The sequence below is a fragment of the Pantoea sp. X-Soil-MYKO-1785 genome, assembly GCF_059730675.1.
This window is the reverse complement of the sequence record NZ_AP036001.1, coordinates 39,090-63,756: the sequence shown is the minus strand read 5'-3', so window position 1 is coordinate 63,756 and position 24,667 is coordinate 39,090. Positions and strand designations below refer to the sequence as shown.

The 24,667-nt window shown below is 54.3% G+C and carries 22 protein-coding genes; 12 read left to right on the top strand and 10 right to left on the bottom strand.

The window, feature by feature from the left end:
• Positions 1-172: 172 nt before the first annotated feature.
• Complete coding sequence (locus tag AC6I8D_RS20135) at positions 173-1,336, bottom strand: mandelate racemase/muconate lactonizing enzyme family protein (RefSeq protein WP_312055580.1); 1,164 nt, start codon at positions 1,334-1,336, stop codon at positions 173-175.
• 182 nt (positions 1,337-1,518) lie between these two features.
• Between AC6I8D_RS20135 and AC6I8D_RS20130 the strand changes: the two genes are divergently transcribed.
• Both AC6I8D_RS20130 and AC6I8D_RS20125 read left to right on the top strand, forming a co-directional pair.
• Positions 1,519-2,445, top strand: a complete 927-nt coding sequence (locus AC6I8D_RS20130) for a LysR family transcriptional regulator (protein WP_497820722.1) — start codon at positions 1,519-1,521, stop codon at positions 2,443-2,445.
• Positions 2,446-2,562: 117 nt separating this feature from the next.
• Positions 2,563-3,297, top strand: a complete 735-nt coding sequence (locus tag AC6I8D_RS20125; RefSeq protein WP_497820721.1) for a 2-phosphosulfolactate phosphatase — start codon at positions 2,563-2,565, stop codon at positions 3,295-3,297.
• A gap of 55 nt (positions 3,298-3,352) precedes the next feature.
• On the opposite strand, the gene AC6I8D_RS20120 is transcribed toward AC6I8D_RS20125, so the two are convergent.
• From AC6I8D_RS20120 to AC6I8D_RS20110, 3 genes are all read right to left on the bottom strand, one after another.
• Positions 3,353-4,087 carry a metallophosphoesterase gene (locus AC6I8D_RS20120; protein WP_497820720.1) on the bottom strand — a complete coding sequence of 245 codons (735 nt, stop codon included), beginning with the start codon at positions 4,085-4,087 and terminating at the stop codon, positions 3,353-3,355.
• A gap of 216 nt (positions 4,088-4,303) precedes the next feature.
• Positions 4,304-5,473: an MFS transporter gene (locus AC6I8D_RS20115; RefSeq protein WP_497820719.1), complete on the bottom strand. Its 1,170-nt coding sequence runs from the start codon at positions 5,471-5,473 to the stop codon at positions 4,304-4,306.
• Between the two features lie 164 nt (positions 5,474-5,637).
• Positions 5,638-6,567, bottom strand: a complete 930-nt coding sequence (locus tag AC6I8D_RS20110) for a LysR family transcriptional regulator (protein ID WP_312055575.1) — start codon at positions 6,565-6,567, stop codon at positions 5,638-5,640.
• A 170-nt stretch (positions 6,568-6,737) separates the two neighbouring features.
• Between AC6I8D_RS20110 and AC6I8D_RS20105 the strand changes: the two genes are divergently transcribed.
• Together AC6I8D_RS20105 and eptA are read left to right on the top strand one after the other, a co-directional pair.
• Positions 6,738-7,262, top strand: a complete 525-nt coding sequence (locus tag AC6I8D_RS20105) for a VOC family protein (RefSeq protein ID WP_312757764.1) — start codon at positions 6,738-6,740, stop codon at positions 7,260-7,262.
• Positions 7,263-7,806: 544 nt separating this feature from the next.
• Positions 7,807-9,447 (top strand): phosphoethanolamine transferase EptA, encoded by a 1,641-nt coding sequence (eptA, locus tag AC6I8D_RS20100; protein WP_497820718.1) that lies wholly within the window; start codon positions 7,807-7,809, stop codon positions 9,445-9,447.
• A 339-nt stretch (positions 9,448-9,786) separates the two neighbouring features.
• On the opposite strand, the gene AC6I8D_RS20095 is transcribed toward eptA, so the two are convergent.
• Complete coding sequence (locus AC6I8D_RS20095) at positions 9,787-10,707, bottom strand: LysR family transcriptional regulator (protein WP_497820717.1); 921 nt, start codon at positions 10,705-10,707, stop codon at positions 9,787-9,789.
• Positions 10,708-10,824: 117 nt separating this feature from the next.
• Between AC6I8D_RS20095 and AC6I8D_RS20090 the strand changes: the two genes are divergently transcribed.
• Positions 10,825-11,547 (top strand): SDR family oxidoreductase, encoded by a 723-nt coding sequence (locus AC6I8D_RS20090; protein WP_497820716.1) that lies wholly within the window; start codon positions 10,825-10,827, stop codon positions 11,545-11,547.
• A gap of 55 nt (positions 11,548-11,602) precedes the next feature.
• Here the strand turns inward: AC6I8D_RS20090 and AC6I8D_RS20085 are convergent, their stop codons facing one another.
• Positions 11,603-11,830 (bottom strand): hypothetical protein, encoded by a 228-nt coding sequence (locus AC6I8D_RS20085; protein WP_497820715.1) that lies wholly within the window; start codon positions 11,828-11,830, stop codon positions 11,603-11,605.
• A 118-nt stretch (positions 11,831-11,948) separates the two neighbouring features.
• Here AC6I8D_RS20085 and AC6I8D_RS20080 point away from each other — a divergent pair, with 118 nt between their 5' ends.
• From AC6I8D_RS20080 to AC6I8D_RS20060, 5 genes are all read left to right on the top strand, one after another.
• The gene (locus AC6I8D_RS20080) at positions 11,949-12,350 is read left to right on the top strand and encodes a nuclear transport factor 2 family protein (protein WP_312055570.1); all 402 of its coding nucleotides are present in this window, start codon (positions 11,949-11,951) and stop codon (positions 12,348-12,350) included.
• Between the two features lie 187 nt (positions 12,351-12,537).
• Complete coding sequence (locus tag AC6I8D_RS20075; protein WP_312055569.1) at positions 12,538-13,518, top strand: LacI family DNA-binding transcriptional regulator; 981 nt, start codon at positions 12,538-12,540, stop codon at positions 13,516-13,518.
• Positions 13,519-13,647: 129 nt separating this feature from the next.
• A complete protein-coding gene (locus AC6I8D_RS20070; protein ID WP_031376934.1) occupies positions 13,648-14,457 on the top strand; it encodes an inositol monophosphatase family protein in 810 nt (269 codons plus the stop codon).
• A gap of 108 nt (positions 14,458-14,565) precedes the next feature.
• Positions 14,566-15,924 (top strand): MFS transporter, encoded by a 1,359-nt coding sequence (locus AC6I8D_RS20065; RefSeq protein ID WP_031376935.1) that lies wholly within the window; start codon positions 14,566-14,568, stop codon positions 15,922-15,924.
• A gap of 22 nt (positions 15,925-15,946) precedes the next feature.
• Positions 15,947-17,233: a histidine-type phosphatase gene (locus AC6I8D_RS20060; protein ID WP_497820714.1), complete on the top strand. Its 1,287-nt coding sequence runs from the start codon at positions 15,947-15,949 to the stop codon at positions 17,231-17,233.
• Positions 17,234-17,585: 352 nt separating this feature from the next.
• Here the strand turns inward: AC6I8D_RS20060 and AC6I8D_RS20055 are convergent, their stop codons facing one another.
• From AC6I8D_RS20055 to AC6I8D_RS20040, 4 genes are all read right to left on the bottom strand, one after another.
• The gene (locus AC6I8D_RS20055) at positions 17,586-18,794 is read right to left on the bottom strand and encodes a cytochrome c (RefSeq protein ID WP_497820713.1); all 1,209 of its coding nucleotides are present in this window, start codon (positions 18,792-18,794) and stop codon (positions 17,586-17,588) included.
• Between the two features lie 11 nt (positions 18,795-18,805).
• Positions 18,806-20,698 (bottom strand): flavin monoamine oxidase family protein, encoded by a 1,893-nt coding sequence (locus AC6I8D_RS20050; protein ID WP_497820712.1) that lies wholly within the window; start codon positions 20,696-20,698, stop codon positions 18,806-18,808.
• A gap of 263 nt (positions 20,699-20,961) precedes the next feature.
• The gene (locus AC6I8D_RS20045) at positions 20,962-21,435 is read right to left on the bottom strand and encodes an ester cyclase (RefSeq protein WP_312757751.1); all 474 of its coding nucleotides are present in this window, start codon (positions 21,433-21,435) and stop codon (positions 20,962-20,964) included.
• An 8-nt stretch (positions 21,436-21,443) separates the two neighbouring features.
• Positions 21,444-22,871: a gamma-aminobutyraldehyde dehydrogenase gene (locus AC6I8D_RS20040; RefSeq protein ID WP_312055565.1), complete on the bottom strand. Its 1,428-nt coding sequence runs from the start codon at positions 22,869-22,871 to the stop codon at positions 21,444-21,446.
• A gap of 318 nt (positions 22,872-23,189) precedes the next feature.
• Between AC6I8D_RS20040 and AC6I8D_RS20035 the strand changes: the two genes are divergently transcribed.
• Together AC6I8D_RS20035 and AC6I8D_RS20030 are read left to right on the top strand one after the other, a co-directional pair.
• Entirely contained in the window at positions 23,190-23,915 is a 726-nt protein-coding gene (locus AC6I8D_RS20035; protein ID WP_312055606.1) for a FadR/GntR family transcriptional regulator, read from the top strand.
• Between the two features lie 24 nt (positions 23,916-23,939).
• Positions 23,940-24,632: a cache domain-containing protein gene (locus AC6I8D_RS20030; RefSeq protein ID WP_497821050.1), complete on the top strand. Its 693-nt coding sequence runs from the start codon at positions 23,940-23,942 to the stop codon at positions 24,630-24,632.
• The last annotated feature ends 35 nt before the right edge of the window (positions 24,633-24,667 follow it).

Sequence of the window (24,667 nt, the reverse complement as noted above, 5' to 3'; positions counted from 1 at the left end):
CCTGCAGGTCATGCCTGCCAGCGGGTCAATCCGGCGGCGGCTTTCCCGATAATGCAGGAAATACCGCAGCGCGAACCTGTTGCGGCGCTGATGACCTGACCGATTCAGATGCCGTTCCCGCTACGCCTGCCGGTAAAACCAGCAGGCGTTATATCATCAGGTAAGCCGCAACTTACTCCGCCAGCGCCCGCATCTCTTTAATCAGATCCGATTTGCCCTCAAAGCCGATACCTGGCAACTCTGGCATAGTGATGTGCCCCGCTTCGACCTTCACCGAGTCCGGGAAACCACCGTAGGGCTGGAAGAGATCCGGATAGCTTTCGTTGCCTCCCAGGCCGAGACCGGCAGCGATATTGAGGGACATCTGATGGCCGCCGTGCGGAATGCAGCGTGACGGTGACCAGCCAAACTGTTTCAGCACTTCGAGGGTGCGCAGATATTCAACCAGGCCATAAGAGAGCGCGCAGTCGAACTGAAGATAATCGCGATCCGGCCGCATCCCACCGTAGCGCAGCAAATTACGGGCATCCTGATGGGAGAAAAGGTTTTCACCGGTCGCCATCGGGCCTGGATAGAACTCCGACAGCGCGGCCTGCAAAGAATAATCCAGCGGATCGCCCACCTCTTCGTACCAGAACAGCGGATATTCACGCAGCATTTTGGCGTAGGCAATGCCGGTTTCCAGATCGAAACGACCATTAGCATCAACCGCAAGCCGCCCTTCACTGCCGATCTCGTCCAGCACGGCTTCAATCCGGCGGCGGTCTTCATCAATTGAGGCACCGCCGATCTTCATTTTCACCACGGTGTAGCCGCGATTGAGATAGCCGCGCATTTCCTGACGCAGCGCACTCAGGTCTTTACCGGGATAGTAATAGCCACCCGCGGCGTAGACGAATACGCGCGGATTAGCCTCAACGCCTTTCATTTCGGCCAGCAGACGGAAAAGCGGCTTGTTGGCAATTTTTGCGGTCGCATCCCAGATCGCCATGTCGAGCGTGCCGACCGCAACAGAACGTTCGCCGTGGCCGCCTGGCTTCTCGTTGCTCATCATGACATCCCAGATTTTGTGCGGATCCAGGTTGTCGCCACCGGCGTTCAGCAGGCTGGACGGTTCGGCTTCCAGAATGCGATTGCGGAAACGTTCACGGATCAGACCACCCTGACCATAACGGCCGTTAGAGTTAAAGCCGTATCCCACTACCCGGCGTCCATCTACCTCAACATCTGTTACCACCGCGACCAGGCTGGCGGTCATTTTGCTGAAGTCGATGTAGGCGTTACGAATGGGTGAAGCAATCGGTTTGGTTATTTCTACAACATCGAGGATACGCATGTTTTCTCCGGCAGTTTTCAGTCAAATACGATTACGCTTAAGTCTCTGCGGCCTGCGCTGGCTCATGCCGGTTGTTTATGGGCATAATGCAGCAACGTGGTGATCAGTGGCCTAAGTGTGCTGTCTGAATTCATCCTAAGCAGTAACCGGACTTCGTTCTAATGCCAAAAAGGCAGGCTGTAATGCAAAACAGGCATCACTTAGAGTTAACATGGCTTGAAGACTGCGTTGCGCTGGCGCAGACGCTCCATTTCTCGCGCGCAGCAGCTGCACGATATGTGACACAGCCTGCATTCAGCCGGAGAATTGTCTCGCTGGAAGAGTGGCTGGGCACGCCGCTGTTTGAAAGAAATCGGCGTGGCGTCAGCCTGACGCGAGCCGGAGAGATCTTTGTCGCGCAAATCCCCGACCTGATCCGCGCGCTGTATACCCTGAGAAGTGAAGCTATCGACGCGGCAGGCGAAGCCAGACCGGACGTGATCTTTTCCGCCACCCACTCGCTGTCATTTTCTTTTTTCCCGACGCTGATGCGTAATAATGAAAAAATTGCCCGCTTTGGCTCATTCCGGCTGCTCTCTGATACCCTGAGCGCCTGCGAGCGGATGATCGAAAAAGGCGACGCGCAGTTTCTGCTCTGTTATTACCATCCGCATATGCACATCAATCTCGACCAGTCGAAATATCTCAGCGTCCGGCTTGGACGGGAAACCTTACTGCCCTATTCAAAGTGCGATCCTGATACCCGACAGCCGCTCTGGCAGGCAACGGGCGGGAAGAAATTCCCTTTCCTGGCCTATTCAGCCGAGTCCGGCCTCGGCAGGATCCTGTCAAATACCTCCCAGGTTAACCGCGCCAGACGGGGGATGGAGTTCGCTTTTACCGCCGATTTGGCGGCAACGCTGCTGGCGATGGTCAGAGCCGGCGATGGCATCGCCTGGCTGCCGGAAACGCTGGCCGCCCCGGACGTTGAGGCTGGCAGGATTAGCCTTGCTGCCGCTGAAGACAGCGCCCTGTGGATACCGATCGACATCCGGCTGTTCCGGCCAGCGGCGAGAATGTCCCGCGCGGTAGAGGCGCTGTGGGAAATCTTTGTTGATGACCAGATTTAGTCGGCACAGCGACCCACTGACTGAGGTGCGAACAGGCAAAGGATCTGGCGGTCGGTAGAGGCGGATAACGGTGGGATGATAGAGTCAGCTGAACGGTAAGCTAACGGAGCAAAGATAATGGAAGCGTTCAGCCAGCAGCGATTCGGGGTGCGTCTTGAGTGGGGCTTGTCTGCCGTCGATTACTTAGCCGCAGAAGCGGACTGCATGGTGATTATCGACGTAATGTCATTTTCAACCTGCGTCAGCCTGGCGGTCGATAATGGCGCACGCATTTATCCCTATCAGTGGAAAGACCCCTCCGCGGGCCAGTATGCGATGAAAATCGGCGCAAAGGCAGCCAGTCCGGAAAGGCGATTCAGCGGGGAAGGTTACAGCCTGTCGCCGGTTTCGATTCAACACATTCGCGAAGGCGAAAGGCTGGTACTGCCATCCCCTAACGGATCGGCTATTTCGTTCAGGGCGCGGGAGAGCGGAAAACCGGTTTTCACCGGCTGTTTGCGCAATCTGTCCGCAACGGCAAATGCCTGCCGCCGTTTTGACCGTGTTCTGATGATCCCTTGTGGAGAGCGATGGCCTGACGGTAGTTTTCGTCCCGCTGTTGAAGATTACGTCGCCGCAGGCGGCATTATCGCTGCGCTGGGACGGCGGGATTGCTCACCTGAAGCACAGGCGGCGGTGGCCGCCTGGCAACATTATCAGCAACAGAATCTGCTGCCTCTTGGTGAATGTGCTTCTGCGCTTGAATTGCAACAGCGCGGGTTTGAGGCGGATGTTGCGCTCTGTCTGGCAGTGGATGCGGCTAAACAAGCGTGCCAGCTGTATGGCGATTTTTATGCTTCCGCTCTGGAGTAAGAGACTGGCTGATCAGCCGGGTTTTACATCCTCTTTTTTTCAGGTGCTTTGCCGGTCACACACAGACATGATGGCTGGTAAGCCGGTTGTTGACATAGCGATGAATCATTAAGGCAGGCGGTTCAGCTACCGGGGGAATGTTTTCTGTTCCAAACCACACAGGATTGGCCGGGCAGACGGAGCCACAGATATAAGCCGGAAGACCGGCAAACGTGCCCGCAACTGGCCGGTGAACATGCCCGGCAGCAATCGCCAGTAGCCTGGCCGGTGCGTTTTTAATCAGCGTTTCCAGCAGATCTATCCCTCTGCACATCGATTCGTCCAGGGTCGGGATGCCAGATTCAAAGACGTGATGATGCATAAACAGCAGCGCGGGTGAATTCCCGGCATCGTTGAGTTGTTTATCAAGCCATTCCAGATGCCCGGTCACGCAGCCATAATCCTGGCGATCAACGGTCGAATCCAGACCGATTAATCTCAACTCTCCAGCTTGATGACTAAAGTGCAAAGCTTGCGTCGGCGTATCAGATCTTCCCACACTTCCCCATATCATGGCCATCAGATGGCGATCGTCGGAGTTTCCCGGCAGGATGAGTGAAGGATAATTCTGCCGTTCCAGCCGTTCAGCGATCTGCTGATAGCCTTCGCGCCACCCGCCGTCGGTCAGGTCACCGGTAAGCACTAATATGTCTGGCTGCAGATCAGCCAGCCACGTCAGCACCCGCTCAAATCGCTGGAGATGATCATTTTCAGATGAAGCATGAATATCCGAAACCTGAGCTATCAGCATAGCGACCTCAACGATTTTAGTGAGATGTTAAAGACGGGATTAACGCATTCAAAAGTATCGCCCGGCAGCGTGACCCTGCCGATGATGGCTTTCTGTTGTTATCCAGTTAAGCAGATACTGCGTTGGCTGTATGTCATCAATACCCGACCGCACGCAATAAAAATACCGCTTCTGGCCAGTGAGCCAATCGGGTTAATTGCCCACCGGCCAGCCACCTTAATGTTGCCCGACAGCCTGAGCGGTTTTATCGGTCAGGCCGGATAACACCGCCAGTATCAGCGCAATCACAGATAACACTGCACCCGCCCAGTTGGGTGACTGCAAACCGAATCCGGCCGCAATCACTGCGCCTCCCAGCCAGGCACCCATCGCATTGCCGAGATTGAACAGGCCGATGTTAACCGCGGCTGCCAGCGTGGGGGCACCTGCCGCCCGCGCTTTGTCCATCACCCGCTTCTGGATAGGTGAAACGGTGGCGAATCCGAATGCGGCCATCAGGAATATACAGATAGCCGACATCAGCTGGCTATGGATGGTGAAATTAAACACCATCAGCACCATGGCCTGGGCAGCCAGCGTCACGTAGAGCATCGGCATCAGCGCCCGGTCAGCGTAGCGGCCACCCAACTGGTTACCGACAAACAGACCAAGCCCAAACAGCAGCATCAGCCAGCTAAGGCTGCTCTCACGGTATCCCGCCAGCTCCGTCATCATCGGTGCGATGTAGGTTATCGAGGTAAAGAACGCGCCCGGCCCGAAGACGGTAATGCCCATCGCCAGCAGCACGTTGACGTTTCTGAAAGCTTTAAACTCATCGGCAAAGTTGTGGTTCTCTGGCCGCGGCTGATGCGGGATCAGCAGGGCAATGCCGATTACCGTAATGATGCCGATCACCGCAATCGCTATAAAAGCATCCCGCCACGAGAGGTGCTGACCAAGCCAGGTACCGACCGGTACACCAATCAGGTTTGCCACGGTTAAGCCCATAAACATAAAGGCAATGGCTCTGACGCGCTTCGACGGAGCCACACTATCAGCCGCAATAATTGAACCGATGCCAAAAAATGCACCGTGAGTCATCGAGGTGATAACTCTGCCCAGAATCGCCATGCCCAGCGTCGGCGCAAAGGCCGTCACCAGATTGCCCGCCACAAACAGCCCCATCAGGAAGACCAGCATCGCTTTACGCGGGACTTTTGAGCCGAAAATAATCAGCGCGGGCGCACCGACAAATACACCCAGCGCGTAGGAGGTCGCCAGCGAGCCGGCAACCGGAATCGTGACGTTAAAATCGGTGGCAATAACGGGTAAAAGGCCAGCAATGATGAATTCAGTAGTACCAATACCGAATGCACCGATCGCCAGCGCCCACAGAGCAAATGGCATAACACCTATCCTGTCAGTAAAATTCACGTTTGAGCCGACCTGTGTATCGCGGGTTCCGGTTGAGGAAGCCAGTCAGATAGCGCAGGCGCAGCGGGACGGTCAGGATAGACGTGTGCTCAGAGTTGATAAACAGCCCGGCATTCGCCTGAGCGTCGACAAAATTTCTACCTCAGGTCGCCGAAAACCCCTTCGCCCGCTTTTTTGAGCAGTTCATCGACGATAATGCGGACTTTAGGTATCAGGTGGCGGGTGCGGGGCCATACGACATTCAGCTCAACCGGAACCGGCATATGATCGGTCATAATCGCTACCAGGCTGCCTGCCGCAATATGGCTGTTCACCATCGCTTCCGGAAACTGCGCCACCCCAGCGCCGCCGAGGCAGGCCAGCAGCATTGCATCGCCGTCACTGATCTGGTGTGCGTTACCCGATACGTATTTTATTTCCCGTTCGCCAGCAGGACGCAGCCGCCATGCAAGCGGGGCGCCCCGCCGCAATCCCATGATGCAGCAGTGTTTTTTTAGCGACTCGCTGTCGGTGGGCGTGCCATGCTGCCTGAGATAATCGGGCGACGCGCACAGTATCAGACGCTGACGGCTCAGACGACGGGCGATCAGCTCATCGGTGCTTTGCAGTTCGCCCAGCCGCAAAACCAGATCAACGCCCTCTTCCACCGGATCAATCAGCCGGTCATTAAACGTCAGCGCCAGCCGCAGCGCCGGATAACGGCTAATCAGATCCAGCAGCACTGGCATCATCAGGTTGCGGCCAAAAGATGCCGGCATGTCGATACGCACCGTGCCTGCCGGATTGTCCTGACGTCGGCTGAGGCTGTTCTCCGCCGAGTCCAGAATCTCCAGTGCCGACAGACAGCTTGCAAGATAGGCTTCGCCGTCACTGGTCAGGCTCAGTTTGCGGGTTGAACGGTGAAACAGGCGCGTGCCCAGCCGCTCCTCAAGCCTTGCCACGCTTTTACCAACCGCGGATTTCGTAATACCTAGCTGCTCGGCGGCTTCGGTAAAGCTGCTCGATTTTGCCGTAATGACAAAGTTTGTAATGCCCCGCAGTGACTCAGCGGTGAAAGAAGTAGACATAAAGTTGACTAATTGGCGACTTACAGGTGGTTTATCGATGTTTAATTCTATACCAGGCTTATCTCCATCGGTAAATAAATCCCGGGCGCTGGCCGCCATCGCAGCCAGACCGGACTGATTGACCCCTTTGCACGCTGTTTCAACACTTAATCACATCCCAGGAGAAAATTATGTCTGTCGAGACTGTTCGCGGTATGGACCATGTCGGCATCACCGTGTCTGATATTGATCAAGCGACCCGTTTCTTTGCGGAGGCGTTTGGCGCTGAAGTGATTTACGACTCGGTTTCACCCTCTGATGAGGACGTGAAAGGCGAAGAGACGGAAAGTATTCTCAACCTGTTTCCCGGCACCCGCATCACCACGGTCAGGATGATGACGCTGAAGCACGGACCAGGACTTGAGCTATTCGAGATGAAAGGGCCGGAGCAGAGTCAGCCGGTGCGTCCCAGCGACTATGGGTTACAGCATTTCGCGGTGTACGTTGATGATATCTACCAGGCCATCAGCCTGTTTGAAGGTGCCGGCGGCAAAATGTTTACCGCGCCTCAGCCGCTGATGTTTCCGACCGAGACCGGCGAAAACAACTTCTTCTGCTATGGCCGCACGCCGTGGGGCAGCGTGATTGAGCTGATCTCACTGCCCTCAAAAATGCCGTATGAAGATCAGACGGCCCTGCGCCGCTGGAAACCCTGACACAATCGGGTGCGCCTGCCAGGGCGTACCCGCCCCGCTGAACTGCCCGCTTTTCACCCGCTTGCCCGTGACCTGTTGCGTCAGGGCTTGCTACGTCGCCCGTTCCGCCTGAAAGCACACTCTCCCCGTTGTTGCGATCCCGCTTTTTATCGCCCGCGGCTGCTTGCAAATGCCCGCAATCAGGCGGTAGCGAAGCGACTGTTTCTGTGAGCAAACCACCTGCCCCGGCGAATAATGCGACAGACCTGCCAGTCAATCGAACTATCGCGTGACGCACATCACATATCCGTTTAGTAAATCCCGGATCATAGCGGCGTTTAGTTTAGATTTACTTAACTTTTACTTACGGTAATTTATACTTTCCGAGGCAAATGTGATGCAGATTTTCTTAAGAAACCACCTGTTTTATTAAGCAATACGGGTAAGCGTTGTATTTTACTTTTGCCGTCAGGGTTTACAGCCTCAGAATTTTAGTTAACAAATGTTAATAAACTGATAGCTGAATATTTACCGGTCAGTCTTTCTCAGGTCACGGAATACCTTTATGTCTCAACTGCACTTCAGTAAGCCCGTTTTGCAACGCGTTACCTATATTGTGTTGTTCTCGTTTTACATCTCATTTTTTCTCAATCTCCCGTTCTATCGGCAGGCGCTGGATTTAATTCCGCTGAACAGCGTCGGCAATATTCTGTTCTTCCTCAGCATGCCGCTGGTGGCGTTCAGCGTGATTAATATCGTGGTCACCCTCGCCTCCTTTCTCTGGCTGGACAGGATAATCCTCGCGCTATTTATTATCGCCGCAGCCACGGCGCAGTATTTTATTCAGCACTACGGCATCGTGCTCGACCGATCGATGATCACCAGCATCGTGGATACCACGCGGGCCGAGAGCATGGCGCTGTTCACGCCGAAAATGTTAGCGGTGTTGTTTCTCACCGGCTTTGTGATGGCTGCGCTGGCTTTCTGGCCGCGATTTAAAAGGACGCTGCCGCGCTGGAAAAGCCTGGTCGCCCGCGGGATCAACGTCGCCGCTTCGCTGGTGATGATTGCGCTGGTGGCGATGCTGTTCTACAAAGATTACGCTTCGCTGATCCGCAATAATCATGAGCTGATCAAAGCCCTGAGTCCGGCGAATTTCATCGCTGCCTCGCTCTCTTATTACCAGCATCACCATCAGGCTGACCTGCCGCTGGTGAAAATAGGTGAAGACGCGCATCAGCTTCCGCAGATGCTGGGCGGTGCGAAGCGCAATCTGACCATTCTGGTGGTGGGCGGAACCTCACGCGCCGCAAACTTTTCGCTGGGCGGTTATGCGCGGCCGACCAATCCGCTGCTGGCTGACGATGAGGTGGTCTATTTTCCTGACTTCACCTCATGCGGCACCTCAACGGCGGTTTCGGTCCCCTGCATGTTCTCGAACATGCCGCGCGCCCATTATGATGATGCGCTGGCCAGCCATCAGGAAGGAGTGCTGGATATTATCCAGCGGGCGGGCCTGAGCGTTTTATGGCACGAGAACGATGCGGGATGTAAGGGCGCCTGCGACCGGGTGCCGAATCAGGATGTTAATGCCCTGAACCTGCCCGGCATGTGCATTAAAGGCGAGTGTTACGATGAGGTGCTTTTTCATGGGCTGGAAGCGTATATCGACAAGCTGCAGGGCAATGGCATCATCGTCCTGCATACCATCGGCAGTCACGGGCCGACCTATAGTCACCGTTATCCACCGGCGTTTCGCAAATTCACCCCGACCTGTGAAACCAAACAGATTCAGGAGTGCTCGCAGCAGCAGCTGGTCAACACCTACGACAACACCATTTTGTACGCTGACTACATCGTCGATAAAGCGATTGAGTTGCTGAAGGCGCATCAGGATCGGTTCACCACCAGCCTGGTGTATCTCTCTGACCACGGCGAGTCGCTGGGCGAAAACGGGGTCTACCTGCACGGCCTGCCCTATGCGATTGCGCCTGCCGTGCAGACCCGGATACCGATGCTGATCTGGCTTTCCCCCGACTTTCAGCAGCGTTACGCGGTGGACCGACACTGCCTGAGCCAGCAGGCGACAGCGCACGCCTACTCTCAGGACAACCTGTTTTCTACCCTGCTGGGTATCACCGGCGTACAGACGCGCGAGTACGTCGCCGCCGACGATATGCTGGCGGCGTGCCGCAAAACAGGTTGATAAGGCTCATTGCATCGGGCCCTGTTTCACCGAGGTGGTAACAGTCAGACCGCGTTTCACTGAGCATATCGATGATGACCTGCTCGGTTTGCTCACCGCTTGCGATCCATGCCAGCGGTCATTCCGCTATCGCCGTGCCGGGAACCCGTCACGCTGCGGTGACCGCTGAAGGGATGTCGGGAACACGCCCTCAGCGGACTGACACTTATCATCGTGACGGATAGTCGAGGCGGTGGAGTGCATCCTGGTCGGTTAGAATCCCTCATCGCGCAACCGGTGTAACGCCGTAAACCTGCCCCACTGTTCCCCTCCCGTCGCTGAATACCCTGGCTGAACCCGTTATTCGCCAGCTTTGCGCTGGCATAGCGAGACAAGGGTTTCCCGCAGCCAGCGATGCGCCGGGTCGGCGTGCAGCCGGGGATGCCAGATAGCTGAGATTTTGATGGCGGGCGTGACAACCGGTAATGCAAATTCGGCCAGCCCGGCGCGCTGTGGACTGGCGGGCAACCATCCCAGCGCCGATAAAGGGACCAGTCCGATAAGATCGGTCTGGCGTACGATGTTAATGGCGTTGGCGAAGCCGGGAACAACCATCAGGATCTGGCGCTGTAAGCCCTCGCCCGCCAGCGCAGCATCTACCGGACCATAGATTTTATTTTCCCTTGATACCACTACGTGCGGATAACTGGCATAACGTTCAGCCGTTACGCCGGGTGCCTGAAGCAGCGGATGTTGGCTGCGACAGATGCCCACAAAGCGATCGGTGAATAAGGTGCGGGTCATCAGTTCAGGCGCATCGGTACCCAGCACGCCAATCTCCAGATCAACCGCTCCCTCGCGTAACGGCCGGGCATCTTTGTCGCTTTTGGTGACAAAATGCAGGCGGACCTGCGGTGCCGTCTTCAGCAATTGATGAATCAGTGAATCGGCGATCAGATCGATAAATCCTTCGTTGGCCTTGAGGGTAAAGCTGCGCTCAAGCGTGGCGAGATCTAACGCCTGCCGGGTCGGTTGCAGGATGGCGTAAGCGCTGCGGGCGATCTCCGCTACCCGCTCAGTCAGCCCCTCGGCATACGGAGTCAGCACTAACTGACGTCCCGCCTGGACCAGCAACCGATCGCCGGTGACAGCGCGCAATCGGGTCAGATTGCGGCTCATTGCCGAGACGCTCAGGCCCATCCGCTGGGCCGCATGCGTGACGCTGCGCTCGGCCAGCAACGCATCCAGCGCCTTTAGCAAATTCAGATCGATATCCTGCATTTCAGTGACCCTGCCAGTTTGCATTTGATGCAACCGAGTGTTGCATACCACGCGTCTGGTGCAATCCTTAAATGTCGGTAAGCTCAGGTTTGGTTCATCAAATCCGGAGTGATTACTATGGCTGACACAACGTTGCCGTCTGCGACACCGCATATCCTGCTGATTGGCGCCTCACGAGGCATCGGCCTGGCGATGGCTGAAGAATTCCTCCGACGTGACTGGCAGGTCACGGCCACCATCCGAGCCGCCCGCTCCCCTGCGCTCGATAATCTGTCTGGGCACTATCCGCACCGGCTGACAATCGAGCAGCTGGATATAACCGATCGGACTCAGCTGGCTGATTTACATACCCGGCTGGCGGATAAGCATTTCGATGTGTTGTTTATCAATGCCGGCAGCGCCAATCGCAATCAGGATGACACTATCGCTGAGGTGAGTAGCGAAGAATTTGCCCAGCTGATGATAACCAACGCACTGTCGCCAATGCGCACCATTGAGGCGCTGCAGGATCGGGTAACCGCCCAGGGCCTGATCGGCATTATGTCGTCTGGTCAGGGCAGTATTGCTAATAACACCAAAGGCGGGAAAGAGGTCTATCGCGGTACCAAAGCCGCGTTGAATCAGTACATGCGGAGCTATGCAGCCCGCGCAGCTGAAGTGCATCCGGCTCGATCTTTGCTGCTGCTGGCACCCGGCTGGATTCGAACGGAGCTGGGAGGAGATAATGCCGTATTCAGTCTTGAAGAAACCGTTCCGGACATCGTCAATACTCTCGTCTCAAGACTCGGCAAACCCGGCCTGCAGTTCTTAGACCGCTTTGGCAAAGTGGTTGCGTGGTGATCGATTTATGGATCACCTGAGCGCAGAAAAGCAGCGCACGGATCTAAAACGCGGGTCAGGTGATCAGGTATTTGATGGTGATCCACAGCAGATATATCCCTAAGATAATCTGCGCAATCCGGCTGCCCCATCGGGTAAAACGCCAGGCATGGCGTTCGCTGGCATCAGCCACAGCGATCGTCGGGTTGGGATTGATTTTTCTTTGCTGCGGCCTGAACTCCAGCCAGAGCAAAATAATTGTGGCTATTGCGACAAACGCTTTCAGAAGCACTGAGTCGTTCATGCGTGATGTCCTGCGGAAAAGGGAGGGTCATCAGTAACATAACTGAACCGCAAGCATGTCGTATAGCGGTGTTTTCGGGAGTCAGGGTAATTTTTTGTCATCAGGAACAGGTAATCAGATGAGCGAAACGCTGCTGGAAGAGTTAAAGGCGCTGGAATGCAGCCTGCATGCTGCCAGACGAAATGACCGGGAATGGCTTGAACAGATACTCCATCCTGAATTCAGAGAAATTACCCGCTCAGGTGTTATGGTGGATCGGGTGGAAACGATAGCGTCGCTGACAGGCGAAGCAGATGTACCGGTAGAGGTGCCGGTAATTGTCAGCAGTGATTTTTCACTTATCCGCCCGGCAGCAGACGCTGTCATTGTGAATTACCGCACCGTCAATCCGCAAAACAGGCTCGCTGCCCTGCGTTGTTCCTGCTGGGTACGCGGTGACAGCGATCGCTGGCAGCTGATTTTCCATCAGGGCACCCCCGCAGCAGGCGGGGATGTGGATTTGTCGCGGCATCAATGCTAATTATTGCGCCAGGCAGCATCCTGCTTGTGTCGCCACTACACTGCTCATGGCCCTGATCCCCCCAGCCTGCAGCAAGGTTATAAGCGCCTGGCGACATTGATTTAGCGGCTGTTTCCAGGGTTAATCCATTCAGAGCCCATTTTAGCGGCGCAGGCATTCAGGGCACATTGACAGGGTAAGAGAACGGATGAAGGTAAAAGGGAAAAACTGGGTCAAGGCAGAGGATGTCGCGCGGCTGGCGGGCGTCTCTCGCTCGGCAGTATCGAGAACCTTTACACCGGGCGCGTCGGTTGCCGAAAAGACGCGCGCCAAAGTCATGCATGCGGCTGAGCAACTGGGCTATCAGGTCAATATCATCGCCCGAACCATGAACACCGGCAGCAGTAATTTCATCGGCATCATCACCGCCGGTTTCGATAACCCTTTCCGCAGCAAACTGCTCTCCCCGCTGGTGAATCAACTGGCGGTACACGGCTTTATGCCGCTGTTGATGAACGCCGATGATCCTGACCAGCTCGCCCCGTCACTTAAACAGCTACTGAGTTATCATGTTGCCGGCGTCATCATTACCTCTGGCGCACCGCCTCTTTTGCTGGCGGAGGAGTATCTGGAGCGTAAAATTCCGGTCACCCTGATCAATCGTCATGCGGATTTAGCCGGCTGCGATCGTGTCGCCAGTGATAATCAGCAGGGCATGCAGCTGATGGTCGATTATTGTCGCCAGAAGGGATGGAGTAATATTGGCTTTATTGGCGAAGATCTCTCGAATTTCAGCACCAGCGAGCGTTATTCGGCGCTAACTTCGCTGACTCCCGATTTATCCGTTTCAGCGCGCTTTATTACTGGCGGCGGATACGCTGCCGGTCGTGCGGCCTCGATTGAGCTTAGCCACTGTCAGGCGCTGTTATGCGCCACTGACATGCTGGCATTGGGCGCGATGGACGGCCTGCGCTCGCTCGGCAGTCACACTCCCCTTCCGGCGGTCATCGGCTTTGATGATATTCCGCAGGCTGACTGGGATCCTTACAATCTCACCACCGTTCAGCAGGATACCGAGGGGCTGGCGCAGCAGGCGGTCGACCTGCTGGTGACGCGCATCGCCCGGTTTGATCTGCCCTCCCGACATCGCGCCGTCCCGGTGAAATTAATAGTTCGTAATAGCGCGTAATGGAAAATTAATTTTATGCGGAGTGAATCACAGATTATTCTCCGCAGAATCGCCACACTCCTTTCTGCCCTGCGGGGCTAATTTTTTGCTACGAAATGCACACGTGTGCATTTTCATTAAGGAGATGTTATGGCTACCCATGAAGATGATTCGCTTTTGGCGCGCTACCGCTTCGCCTGCAGTGTTGCTGAGTCAGGGGGAAAGCTGGCTGATGAGTTCTACCAGCAGCGTGAAAAGTTGCAGACCGACCACAAAGGCACTGACCTGCAGGACGTGGTAAGCCGCGCCGATCGCGAGGTGGAAGCCTTCGTTAAGCAGCGGATTGCCGAGGCATTTCCTGATGATGGGTTTTTAGGTGAAGAGAGCGGCACGGCTGCTCGCAACAGCCGGGTGCTGTGGGTGGTGGATCCGATCGACGGGACCAGCTGTTTTCTCAACGGCCTGCATACCTGGTGTCTGTCACTGGCGATTGTAGTCGATGGCGAACCGGTGATCGGCGTGGTTTATGACCCTAACCATCATGAACTTTTTCACGCGCTTAAAGGGCACGGTGCCTGGCTGAACGATCGGCGAATTACGCCACACCCGGCCAGCGATGTGGCGGGCGGCGTGATGGGTGTCGGGACGTCACATCGCGTTTCAGCGGCTGATTTCCTGCCCTTCCTCGAGGCGCTGTTACAGCATGGCGGCATGTTTGTGCGCAATGGGTCGGGTGCGCTGATGAGCGCCTGGGCGGCGGCCGGACGGCTGATCGGCTATTACGAACCGCATATGAATCCGTGGGATGGCTTGCCGGGCATCGTTTTGATGCGCGAAGCGGGTGGCACCACAAATGACTACCTGGCGGCGAACGGCCTGGCCGACGGCAACCCGGTATTACTGGCAAGTAACGCGCTCTATCCGCAGTTAAAACAGTGGGTTAAACAAAGTTTACGCTAACCTGGGCAGGCAGGGCTTCTGATTCTGTACTCTACATAAAACAGGGATCTGGCCGTCATGGATGATCAACAGCGATCAGCGGCACCTCCGCCTATCGGAGACAAGATGATGTCTGGATTACTCAGTTTTTTCCGCACCAGCCCTGAGCAAAGCGCCGGTGCTTTTGATCCACAACGCTTTCGCTTTGTCAGATGGCAGACGTTTCTTGCCATGACGCTGGCGTACGTGACGTTTTATGTCTGTCGCCTCTCGTTTACCGTCGCCAAAAGTGCGCTTGTCGAGCTGGGTATCTCCCCCTCAGAACTCGGCATGATTGGTTCGGCGCTATTTTTCAGCTACGCCATCGGCAAGCTGGTTAACGGTTTTCTCGCCGATCATGCCCATGTGGTGCGCTTTATGAGCCTGGGACTGTTACTCAGCGCGGGCATGAACCTGATGATGGGCATGACCACCAATGCGATGCTGCTGGCGATCTTCTGGGGCATTAACGGCTGGGCGCAGTCGATGGGCGTAGGGCCGTGCGCGGTGTCGCTGGCACGCTGGTACGGCACCAAAGAGCGCGGCACGTTCTATTCGATCTGGTCGACGGCACATAATATTGGCGAGGCCATCACTTACATGCTGATCGCCGCGGTGATTGCCGGTTACGGCTGGCACATGGGGTATCTCTCGACCGCGGCGCTCGGCGCGGCAGGCGTGGTGCTGATGCTGCTGTTTATGCGCGATTCCCCACAGAGCTGCGGCTTTCCGTCAATCCATCAGATCAGTAATGAGCCGATGGAAGAAGACGAGGCCAAAAGCTCAATCCTGAAAAATCAGCTGCTGGCGCTGCGTAATCCGGCGCTCTGGACGCTGGCGCTGGCCTCAGCCTTTATGTATATCGACCGCTACGGCGTGAACTCCTGGGGCATCTTTTTTCTGCAACAGGGCAAGGGCTATACCACCGTTGAAGCCTCAGCCATCATTGGCGTCAATGCGATTGCGGGTATTGTCGGCACCATACTGGCCGGGATCCTGTCTGACCGTTTCTTCGCCCGTAACCGCAGCATCATGGCCGGATTCATCAGTCTGCTGAACACCGGCGGGTTTGCCCTGATGCTGTGGTCACCACACAGTTACTACACCGATATCATTTCGATGGTGATTTTCGGCGCCACCATCGGGGCACTGACCTGCTTCCTCGGCGGACTGCTGGCGGTCGATATCTCTTCACGCAAGGCGGCCGGCGCGGCACTCGGCACCATCGGCATTGTCAGCTATGCCGGGGCAGGATTCGGTGAGTTTCTGACCGGTATCATCATCGATAAAACCTCGGTGATCGAGAACGGCAAAAAGATCTACGACTTTCACACGCTGTCGCTGTTCTGGGTTGCAGCCGGTCTGGCGTCTGCGCTGTTGTGCTTTATCACCGCTGTGATGGTGGCAAGACTGAACGCCAGTGAACGCCGCACCCTCTATTCATCTTAATTACCTCATTAAGGACGCTATTATGATGCTACTCACCCGTCAGGCCGCCGCACGCCTGTTGATTGTCGGCGCGCTGTGGTCAGGTGCCATGCAGGCGCACGCGGATTCACAGTATCAGCTGGAAAAAGTGGTCGAACTGAGTCGCCACGGCATTCGCCCGCCGACGCCGGGAAACCGCAAAGATATAGAGGCTGCCACGCATCGCGCCTGGACAAGCTGGAGCACCCAGGATGGTGAACTTACTGGCCACGGCTATGCTGCCGTGGTGAATAAAGGACGCTGGGAAGGCGAGCATTATCGTGAACTGGGGCTGCTCACCGCCGGATGCCCGCAGCCGCAGGATCTCTTTGTGCGCGCCAGCCCGCTGCAGCGCACACGCGCCACTGCGCAGGCGCTGGTGGACGGCGCATTTCCCGGCTGCGGCGTCGCCATTCACGTCGTACCGGGTGAAAACGACCCGCTGTTCCAGACCGAAGCGTTTCCAGCTTCCAATACCGATCCGGCAACACAACTGGCCGCGGTAAAGGAAAAAGCGGGTGATTTAAGCGCGCGCCAGCAGGCGTTGCAGCCTGCCGTGCTGGCGCTTAAAAATGCGGTATGTCTGCCCGGGGCAGACTGCTCATTTTTTGAGAAACCGTGGCAGATTAAGCAGGGTAAAAGCGGAAAGGCCTCGATTGACGGGTTGAGCGTGCTGGCCAACATGGTGGAAACACTGCGGCTCGGATGGAGTGAGAATCTGCCCGTCAGCCAGCTGGCCTGGGGAAAAATAACATCGTCTGACCAGATCACCGCGATCCTGCCGCTGCTGACGGAGAATTACGATCTCGGAAATGATGTGCTGTATACCGCCCGGAAACGCGGTTCAATCCTGCTTAACGCCATGTTGCAGGGTGCAGAGCAAGGGGTGAATAAAACGGCGGATAGCCTGCCGGATACGCGCTGGCTGCTGCTGGTGGCGCACGATACCAACATTGCGATGGTGCGAACGCTAATGGGCTTTAGCTGGACGCTGCCGGGTTATACGCGCGGCAACATTCCACCGGGAAGCAGCCTGGTGTTTGAACGCTGGCGTGACAGAAAGAGCGGCGAGCGGTTTATGCACGTCTATTTCCAGGCGCAGAGTATGGATGATCTGCGTCATCTGCAAGCCGTTGATCGGGCGCACCCGCTGCTGCGTGAAGAGTGGCGACAGTCATATTGCCGGGTCACGGACGTTGGCACGCTGTGTCCGATGAAAAGTACCGTGCGCGCGTTGAGCAAAAATCTCGATCGCCACGCCATTACGCCAGTGGACTATACAGCGTTCTGATCAGGCAATACCCGCCGCGCCAGAGGTTAAGCCCCATCGTGCTGTGATCCTCTGGCGCGGTTTATTCCGGCCGCAAAGAGTTTAACCTGAACGTCGATAGCTGACTCCCCGTCGTTGCCGCCCGGATAAAAAACGTCGCGATACTTTCAGCATTCCCCTGCTGGCATAGCTACCGGATTCATCTTTTAAGCAGCCTGGCCACATTGCTTATATCCGGGTGAGGTTAAGAGCCGCGCCACGCCCAAAGCAGATAAGCTAGTATGCCAGGTAAAGCCGGGCCGTTTGTCTGTAGCAGACAGACAATAAATGATGAGGAATGATGTGCTCCCGGTTAACGGCAACCCTTGACGGATCAATGACCTTTATTAATCACCGCCTCTATTTGTTGTTGCTTGACCGGTTGTTGATTAACGCTCCACTCCCCTCTTACATAATTGACGATGTCGCGCATCTCCCGAGCGTTTAATTGACCGTGATATGCGGGCATTTTGTAAGGAATATTCCCCTGAGTTACCGGTGTTTCTGCGCCAAAAGCGATGACGCGAATAAGATTGGCAGGATCCTCCGCTTCTACTGATGAATTATTGATCAGCGAAGGAATGTTATAGTCGGTTCCTTTCCCTTCAACACCGTGACAGGTAGAGCAATATCGGAAATAGAGGGTTTTTCCCGCCCTGTTTTCCGGCTGATGCGCTGATACCGTAGCAGGAACTTTTTGCCCGGCGTGAGAAACAGTATTATCAAGGCTTGATAAATACGCGGTGATCGCAGTGAGATCGTTATTCGTCAGGTATTGTGTACTCTGTGTCACGACCTCAGCCATAGGCCCTGTAATAGCGGAATGCTTACTCCGGCCCTTCTGAAGTAAATCCTTTAGCTCTCCATCCGGAACAGTACTATTTCTCAGGGAGGGCGCAAACCAGCCATCTATCATCGCGCCGCTGAGATAGGCAGCATCGCTACTGTCATAGGCTTTTTCCTGCTGAGCAATGCCTCTGGGCGTATGGCAGGCGCCACAGTGGCCTGGACCTTCGACCAGATATTTTCCACGCTGGATAAGTTCAGCAACAGGCCCGACGGGCGTCTTCGCCGTGTTAGCGGGTTTGTCAGTAAACATCCAGTTCCAGATACGCAGCGGCCAGCGCGGCGAAAAGAGCCAGGGAATATCCGCCGATAGATTTTTTTGCCCGGAGGGTTTCACCTCATGCATAAAGTAGCTATAGAGCGCATGAATATCCTCATCGGTCATTTTTGAATAGGAAGGATACGGCATTGCCGGATAGAGATAGTGCCCCCCTGGCGCAACACCGCGTCTCACTGCCTGTTCAAACTCATCATAGCTGTATGCGCCGATGCCCTCTTTACTGTCGGGCGTAATATTCGTTGAGTAAATATCACCCAATGGCGTATGGAATTTTTTACCGCCAGCCATAGGTTCACCGCCCTCTTTAGTGTGGCAGGCAGCGCAGTCGGCAATACGTGAGAGATATTCGCCGTCAGGTGTAGCGGAAAAACTGTTTGCAGAAATAAATAAAGCGCCCGTCAGGATGGTTTTATACATAATATTTTTCCTTAGCCTAACGTTGCCAGTTCATTAACAGCTCGCCATGCCTGATCGATAGCAGCATGCGCGTAGGCGCTCCAGTCGGAATCAGAATTGGCGATAGCGATACGCCCAATCGGTTTACGCGCTTCTTTTATAATCTCTGGCATTTTGTCCATATCATCAAACAGGGAACTCGCGTAATAGGCATAACCGTGTGCCCAGCGGTTAACCGTTATACCGGCAATATCCCGTTGATGATCAAAGCCGACAGACCCGAGCATTTCCTGTAACTGCTCACGAATCATCGCTTCATGGGTATCAAATGAGGTGCCCAGCAGGTAAGCGCGCCCGCGTTGAAATTGCTCTCGTGCAGTGAGATTACTGCCGGGATAGGTCGGTACATAAACCATATGAACCACCATGGGTTCATCGGCATTCCGGGGATGGTGGTAATCCCCCATACTGACGGGATAATCGAGTTTAACCCGACTGTAAGGCGCAGCAGGCGAGTAGAACTCATGAATTCCCACATCTTTAAACGATCGCCAGTTACGGATTGCGACGTTGGTATACACCAATGGCGCTTTGACGTTCATCCTCAGATAGTCCTTTTGCTTTTCAGGCGTCTCTGGCACAAGGAAGGGAATCATCATGTTATAACCGGCCATAATCGTATTGCGACCACGCACACGATGCAGCCTGCCATTATTGATATAGGTCACCAGCACACCGTTATCGCTGTTTGTCGCATTAATAACGATGCTATTCAGTCGCAGGCGGGCCTTATTTTCTTTTTTGTCCAGACTCGCATAATCGAGCCCGGCAGTGACCGAATCTTCCATGGTATGGCCCGGTAACGCATCAGGGATAAGATGCCTGACCAGCAAGCGTGTTAAGCCCGCATTGCCATCGGGAAAATGATAAGTGTAGGGTTCTTCAAGATCGGCCAATGATTCCTCATCCAGCGGCGGAAGATGCATGGCCTCCATGCCGGGCAACGCACAGACACGGGCATCGCTGCAGGAGATACCTTCAATACCTATGGCAAAGAAATCATTGGTGCGCTGTTGAAAATAGAGTAAGGCCATGTTGCTTAGCCCCACTTTTTCAGCCAGGAACTGGCGATAACTGTGTTTATCCATCCAGGCGATTTTTTCTTCAACGCTCATTCCTGCCAGATAATCTTTCGGTCTGACATGAAGTTCAATTAAGTCGGCTTTATCGGCGTCGTTTAACGGAAAATCATTGATAAAGTCTTCGATCTTACGGCCATTGAGTCTGTCAGCCGGGATATCATCCGAGACGGCGCGTCCCGGATCGCCGCTGACAATTTTTGTTTCGCCAAAGTTTCGCTTATCAAAGAAAACGCCACGGCTCAGCATCTGATCAGGATAAAAATTCTGATCGAACGCTTTTTTCATTTTAACAACGCTCACTCCGATGTCGGCCAGCAGTTTATTCACTTCAGGACTGAAGTTATGTGTCGGCGATTGAAAAGATTCACTGCCGCCATAGCCAATCATCCGGCTCTGGCCGACGGTAAATTCATTCCGCTTCGCATGACCGCCAAAATCGTCATGGTTGTCGAGAATAAGGATCTTTTTTTCTTTTCCTGCCAGCTGCTGCCAGAAACAGGCGGAGGCCAGACCGCTGATCCCTCCGCCTACAATCACCAGATCGTACTCTTCTTCTGCTGGTAACGAACTGAAGTCGAATTTCTGATGCTCACGGCCCAGCGCGTGCGCGCCTTCGAACGAACCGGGATGATTTCCTCGTAAACCCATTAGTGAGGGCGGGTAATAGCGATCAGACGGTGTTATCGCGTCCTGACCTGCCGCTCTGAGTAACTCAACGGGCGTTAACCCTGCCGCAATTGCCAAAGCGATACCGTTAAGAAAATCGCGTCGAGTGATAGACATATTTTACCTTTAATTCCTGAAGTTAACGCATTCCATTCAACAGGTCACTGATGAAGTCATTGCTCTTTAGCGCCTTCTGCAGCGACGCCGTCACGCTGTTATCGGCAGTATTCGGCTCACTGTATTTATCGTGATATTTCCATGTTCTTTTCTGTCATCTCCCCGATGCGTTTATCAGTTAAGAAATACCCATCCTGAATCCGATCCACGTTGAGAGAAAATCTGCTCTGCGTTATCCCGTGGAACGTCATCGGGTTGACCGGTTAATTCGCAGCTGCAAGCTCAGCATCCAATTTTTTTGAGTCGTAATAGTCACCCTGATAGGTAATTTTCCCCTCATTGACTTTGATAAAGCTGACCCCTTCGAACTTTATTTTGTTGTGCGTGGCGGGGCTGCCTGCCCACTCTCCCGCGTTGGTTCCTGAGAACTCCCACTGAAAAGCGATCGTATCGTTATTGAAAACCGGCTGGCTGGTCATTTTCCATTTCAGGTCGGGAACCGCCTGGATAAAAGCCCCAATAACCTCTTTTTCCGCCTTCTCCTTTCCTTTTACCGGCGAACCGGTCGCCGCATCATAATAAATCACATCGTTGGCCAGATAACGGGACGCCTGCGAAGCACTATGGGCATTCCATGCTGCCATATAGTGTTCAATCACCGATTGAGGTGACTCTTCCGCCAGTGCGCCAGAGGCGCTAAAAATCAAACTAAGGGCAGCGATTTTAATGAATTTCATATCTCACCTTAATGGTTAATGTCGCACATGATGTGTTTGACGCGGGTGTATTCGTCGAGAGCATAAGAGGATAAATCTTTGCCATAACCGGATTTTTTAAATCCACCGTGCGGCATCTCCGCACACAACGGAATATGGTTATTGATCCACACGGTGCCAAAGTCGAGGTCGATGCTAAAGCGCTGTGCCCGGCTATGGCTGTTAGTCCAGACGCTGGCTGCAAGACCATATTCAACATCATTCGCTTTAAGCAGCGCATCGGCTTCGTCAGTAAAAGGCTGGATAGTCATTACCGGGCCAAAGACTTCATGCTGGATCGCTTCATCGTGCTGCCTGAGGCCGGAAATAATCGTCGGCTCAAAGTAAAAACCGGGTCCTTTACCGGCATTTCCGCCAATTTCAATCCTGGCGTGTGACGGCAGACGCTCAATAAAACCTTTAACCTGCTCAAGCTGACCCTGACTGTTTAACGCGCCATACAATGCCGCACGATCGTCAGGGGTGCCGAATCTTATTTTGCGTGTCTGTGTAATCAGCTGATGCAAAAATTCCTGATAGACCGACGCCTCAACGAGGATACGGGTCGCCGCGGTGCAATCCTGTCCTGCGTTAAAAAAGCCGGCGGTGGTAATGGTTTCAACCGCTTTATTTACGTCAGCATCGGCAAATACAATCGCCGGCGCTTTACCGCCCAGTTCAAGATGGGATTTGGTGAGATTAGCCGCAGCAGACGCTGCTACCTGCAGACCCGCCCGCACAGAACCGGTAATCGACACCAGCGACGCGACCGGATTTGATACCACCAGCGAGCCGGTCTGTGCTTTCCCCAGCACCACATTGAATGCGCCAGCCGGGAAGAAAGGTGCGGCTAATTCCGCCAGCAATAAGGTGCTAATCGGGGTGGTATCACTCGGTTTTAACACCACCGTATTCCCTGCAGCTAAAGCGGGTGCAATTTTCCATACCGCCATCATGAAGGGATAATTCCACGGCGTGACCTGGCCGACAATGCCCAGCGGTTCCCGACGGATCACCGAGGTAAACCCCGCTGAGTATTCACCCGCAGCTTTGCCTTCCAGACAGCGTGCCGCGCCGGCAAAAAAGCGAATAGCATCGCACGATGCGGCAATTTCCTCTTTTTCAATAAAGTGCCTGAGCTGCCCGGTTTCTTTGCTTTGCAGTTCAGCCAGACGCGTGACGTTTCTTTCTATTTCATCCGCCAGACGGAGCAGCGCTTTTTGACGCTCAGCCGGCGTGGTTTTTTTCCAGACGGTAAACGCCCGTTCAGCGGCATCGTAAGCAAGTCCAACTTCAGCCTGTCCGCCGTTGGGTGACATCGCATAGGTTTCGCCATCCACCGGGCTAATCAGCGCAAAGTAATCGTCCGCCTGATTTGACACGTACTGACCGTTGATAAAGTGCTGTAGGGTTTGCATGACATTCTCCGCCTTGGTTAATACATATAATATAATATGTAATATATATTATTGTGCTCCAGTTCAATCGGAGAGTCCTGACAACATGAAGCGGCTCTCATTTTTAACAAAATGATTACATTGGCCTAACCGCCGTCGCCGGATGCGGATGAAAGGGTTTAGTCTTTAGCGCCAGCCGCTGGAGGCGAGGAAAAATCAGCAAACCGGGGCCGTTTTTTTTCGCACCGGGTCATCAATGAGAACGGTATTCAGCGCTTCCCTGCATTGGGGCTTTATGTTAAGTATGGCGCCCTGCATAAGGGACTTTCAGAGAATATTATGATTACTCACGCGGTTATTTTCGCACCTATCGGACAGGCCAGTCGTTCGGATCAGATCGTTCAGCGGCTATCAAATGCCATTGTTACCGGCCTGCTGGAACCGCATGAACAGCTGCCAAATGAGTCTGATTTGGCAAAAATGATGGGCGTTTCGCACATCACTATCCGGGAAGCGCTTAATACCCTGCGGGCGAATAATTTAATCCACACCGTGCGCGGCCGGAACGGCGGCAGTTTTGTCTGCGAAAAGGTTCTGCACTCCGGTAAGGATCTCAACCCGTTCAGAGGGATAAGTACCGATTACCTGTCTGATTTAGCTGAGATGCACAGCGCTATCATCAGCCACAGCGCCAGGCTGGCTTCACGCAGAATGACCGGACAGGATATGACGCGGTTGCTGGAGTTTACCGAATTGCTGGCGGCGGCCAGCACGCCTGAACAACGAACCCAGGCAGATATGCGTTGCCTGCTGGCGATTGCAGCAAGTTCACAATCCGCCAGGCTTGCAAACCAGGAACTGCAACTTCAGGCTGAGTGGGCTTCGCTGGTGGCGGTACTTTACCGCTCTGCGGGCATTCATAAAGAGGTTATAGATCGGTATGCCGTTCTGACAGATGCGCTGGCATCACATTCAGAAAATGCGGCAGCGCAAGCCGCCTCAACACTTATCGATACCTTCACCGAATATTTATTAGAAAAGAAAATGAATTACCATTCTGAATAATAACCTGTATAGGCAATGTGGAAAATGAATCACTCAGAGCAGCTGCGCGCGCTAATCCTAAAAGTTGATGACATCATCAATTCTACTGTCGAAAGTACCGGTTTATTAGCTGAGAAGATTGGCCATTGCCTTGACAGTCAAAACAAGTATGGTCCCGAGGCATTACTTGAGCCGGCGGTTAAACTGGCGATCCTTCCCCTGATCAAACAGACGCTAAACGATAACCTCTATTGCTCAGGCACCGGCGTGGCTGGCCACATAGAAAGTACCGATTCCGTGCAGGAGTATTGGGTGCTGGAGTGGTGGTATAAAAAAGATAATGGCCTGAAACAGGTCAGTCTTGACCTTGACCAGTCCACCCAGCAAAGGCTGGATTTCCGGACCTTTGAATGGTTCAAAACGCCCATTTCAGAAGAAAAATCCTATATACATGGGCCCTACGTCGACTATATCTGTAATACCTCGCTTACCCTCACCGCTGCGGTTCCGGTTCGGGTTGAAGGTCAGGTGCTGGGCGTTGCGGCACTCGATATTCTGGTCAGCCGGATAGAAGAAGAACTGTTACCTCTCTGCGCCAGTCAAAAAGTCATTCTGACGAATCTGGAAGGTCGTATTATTTTTTCGACCAATCCGCGGCTGCGCATCGGTGAGTTGTTCAACGCTGAACATCAGGCTCCGATTCATCGAAACGAGTACGCAATGCTTTACAGACAGTAGAACGTGCCCGGCCGTTACGCCTCAGAATGAACCGG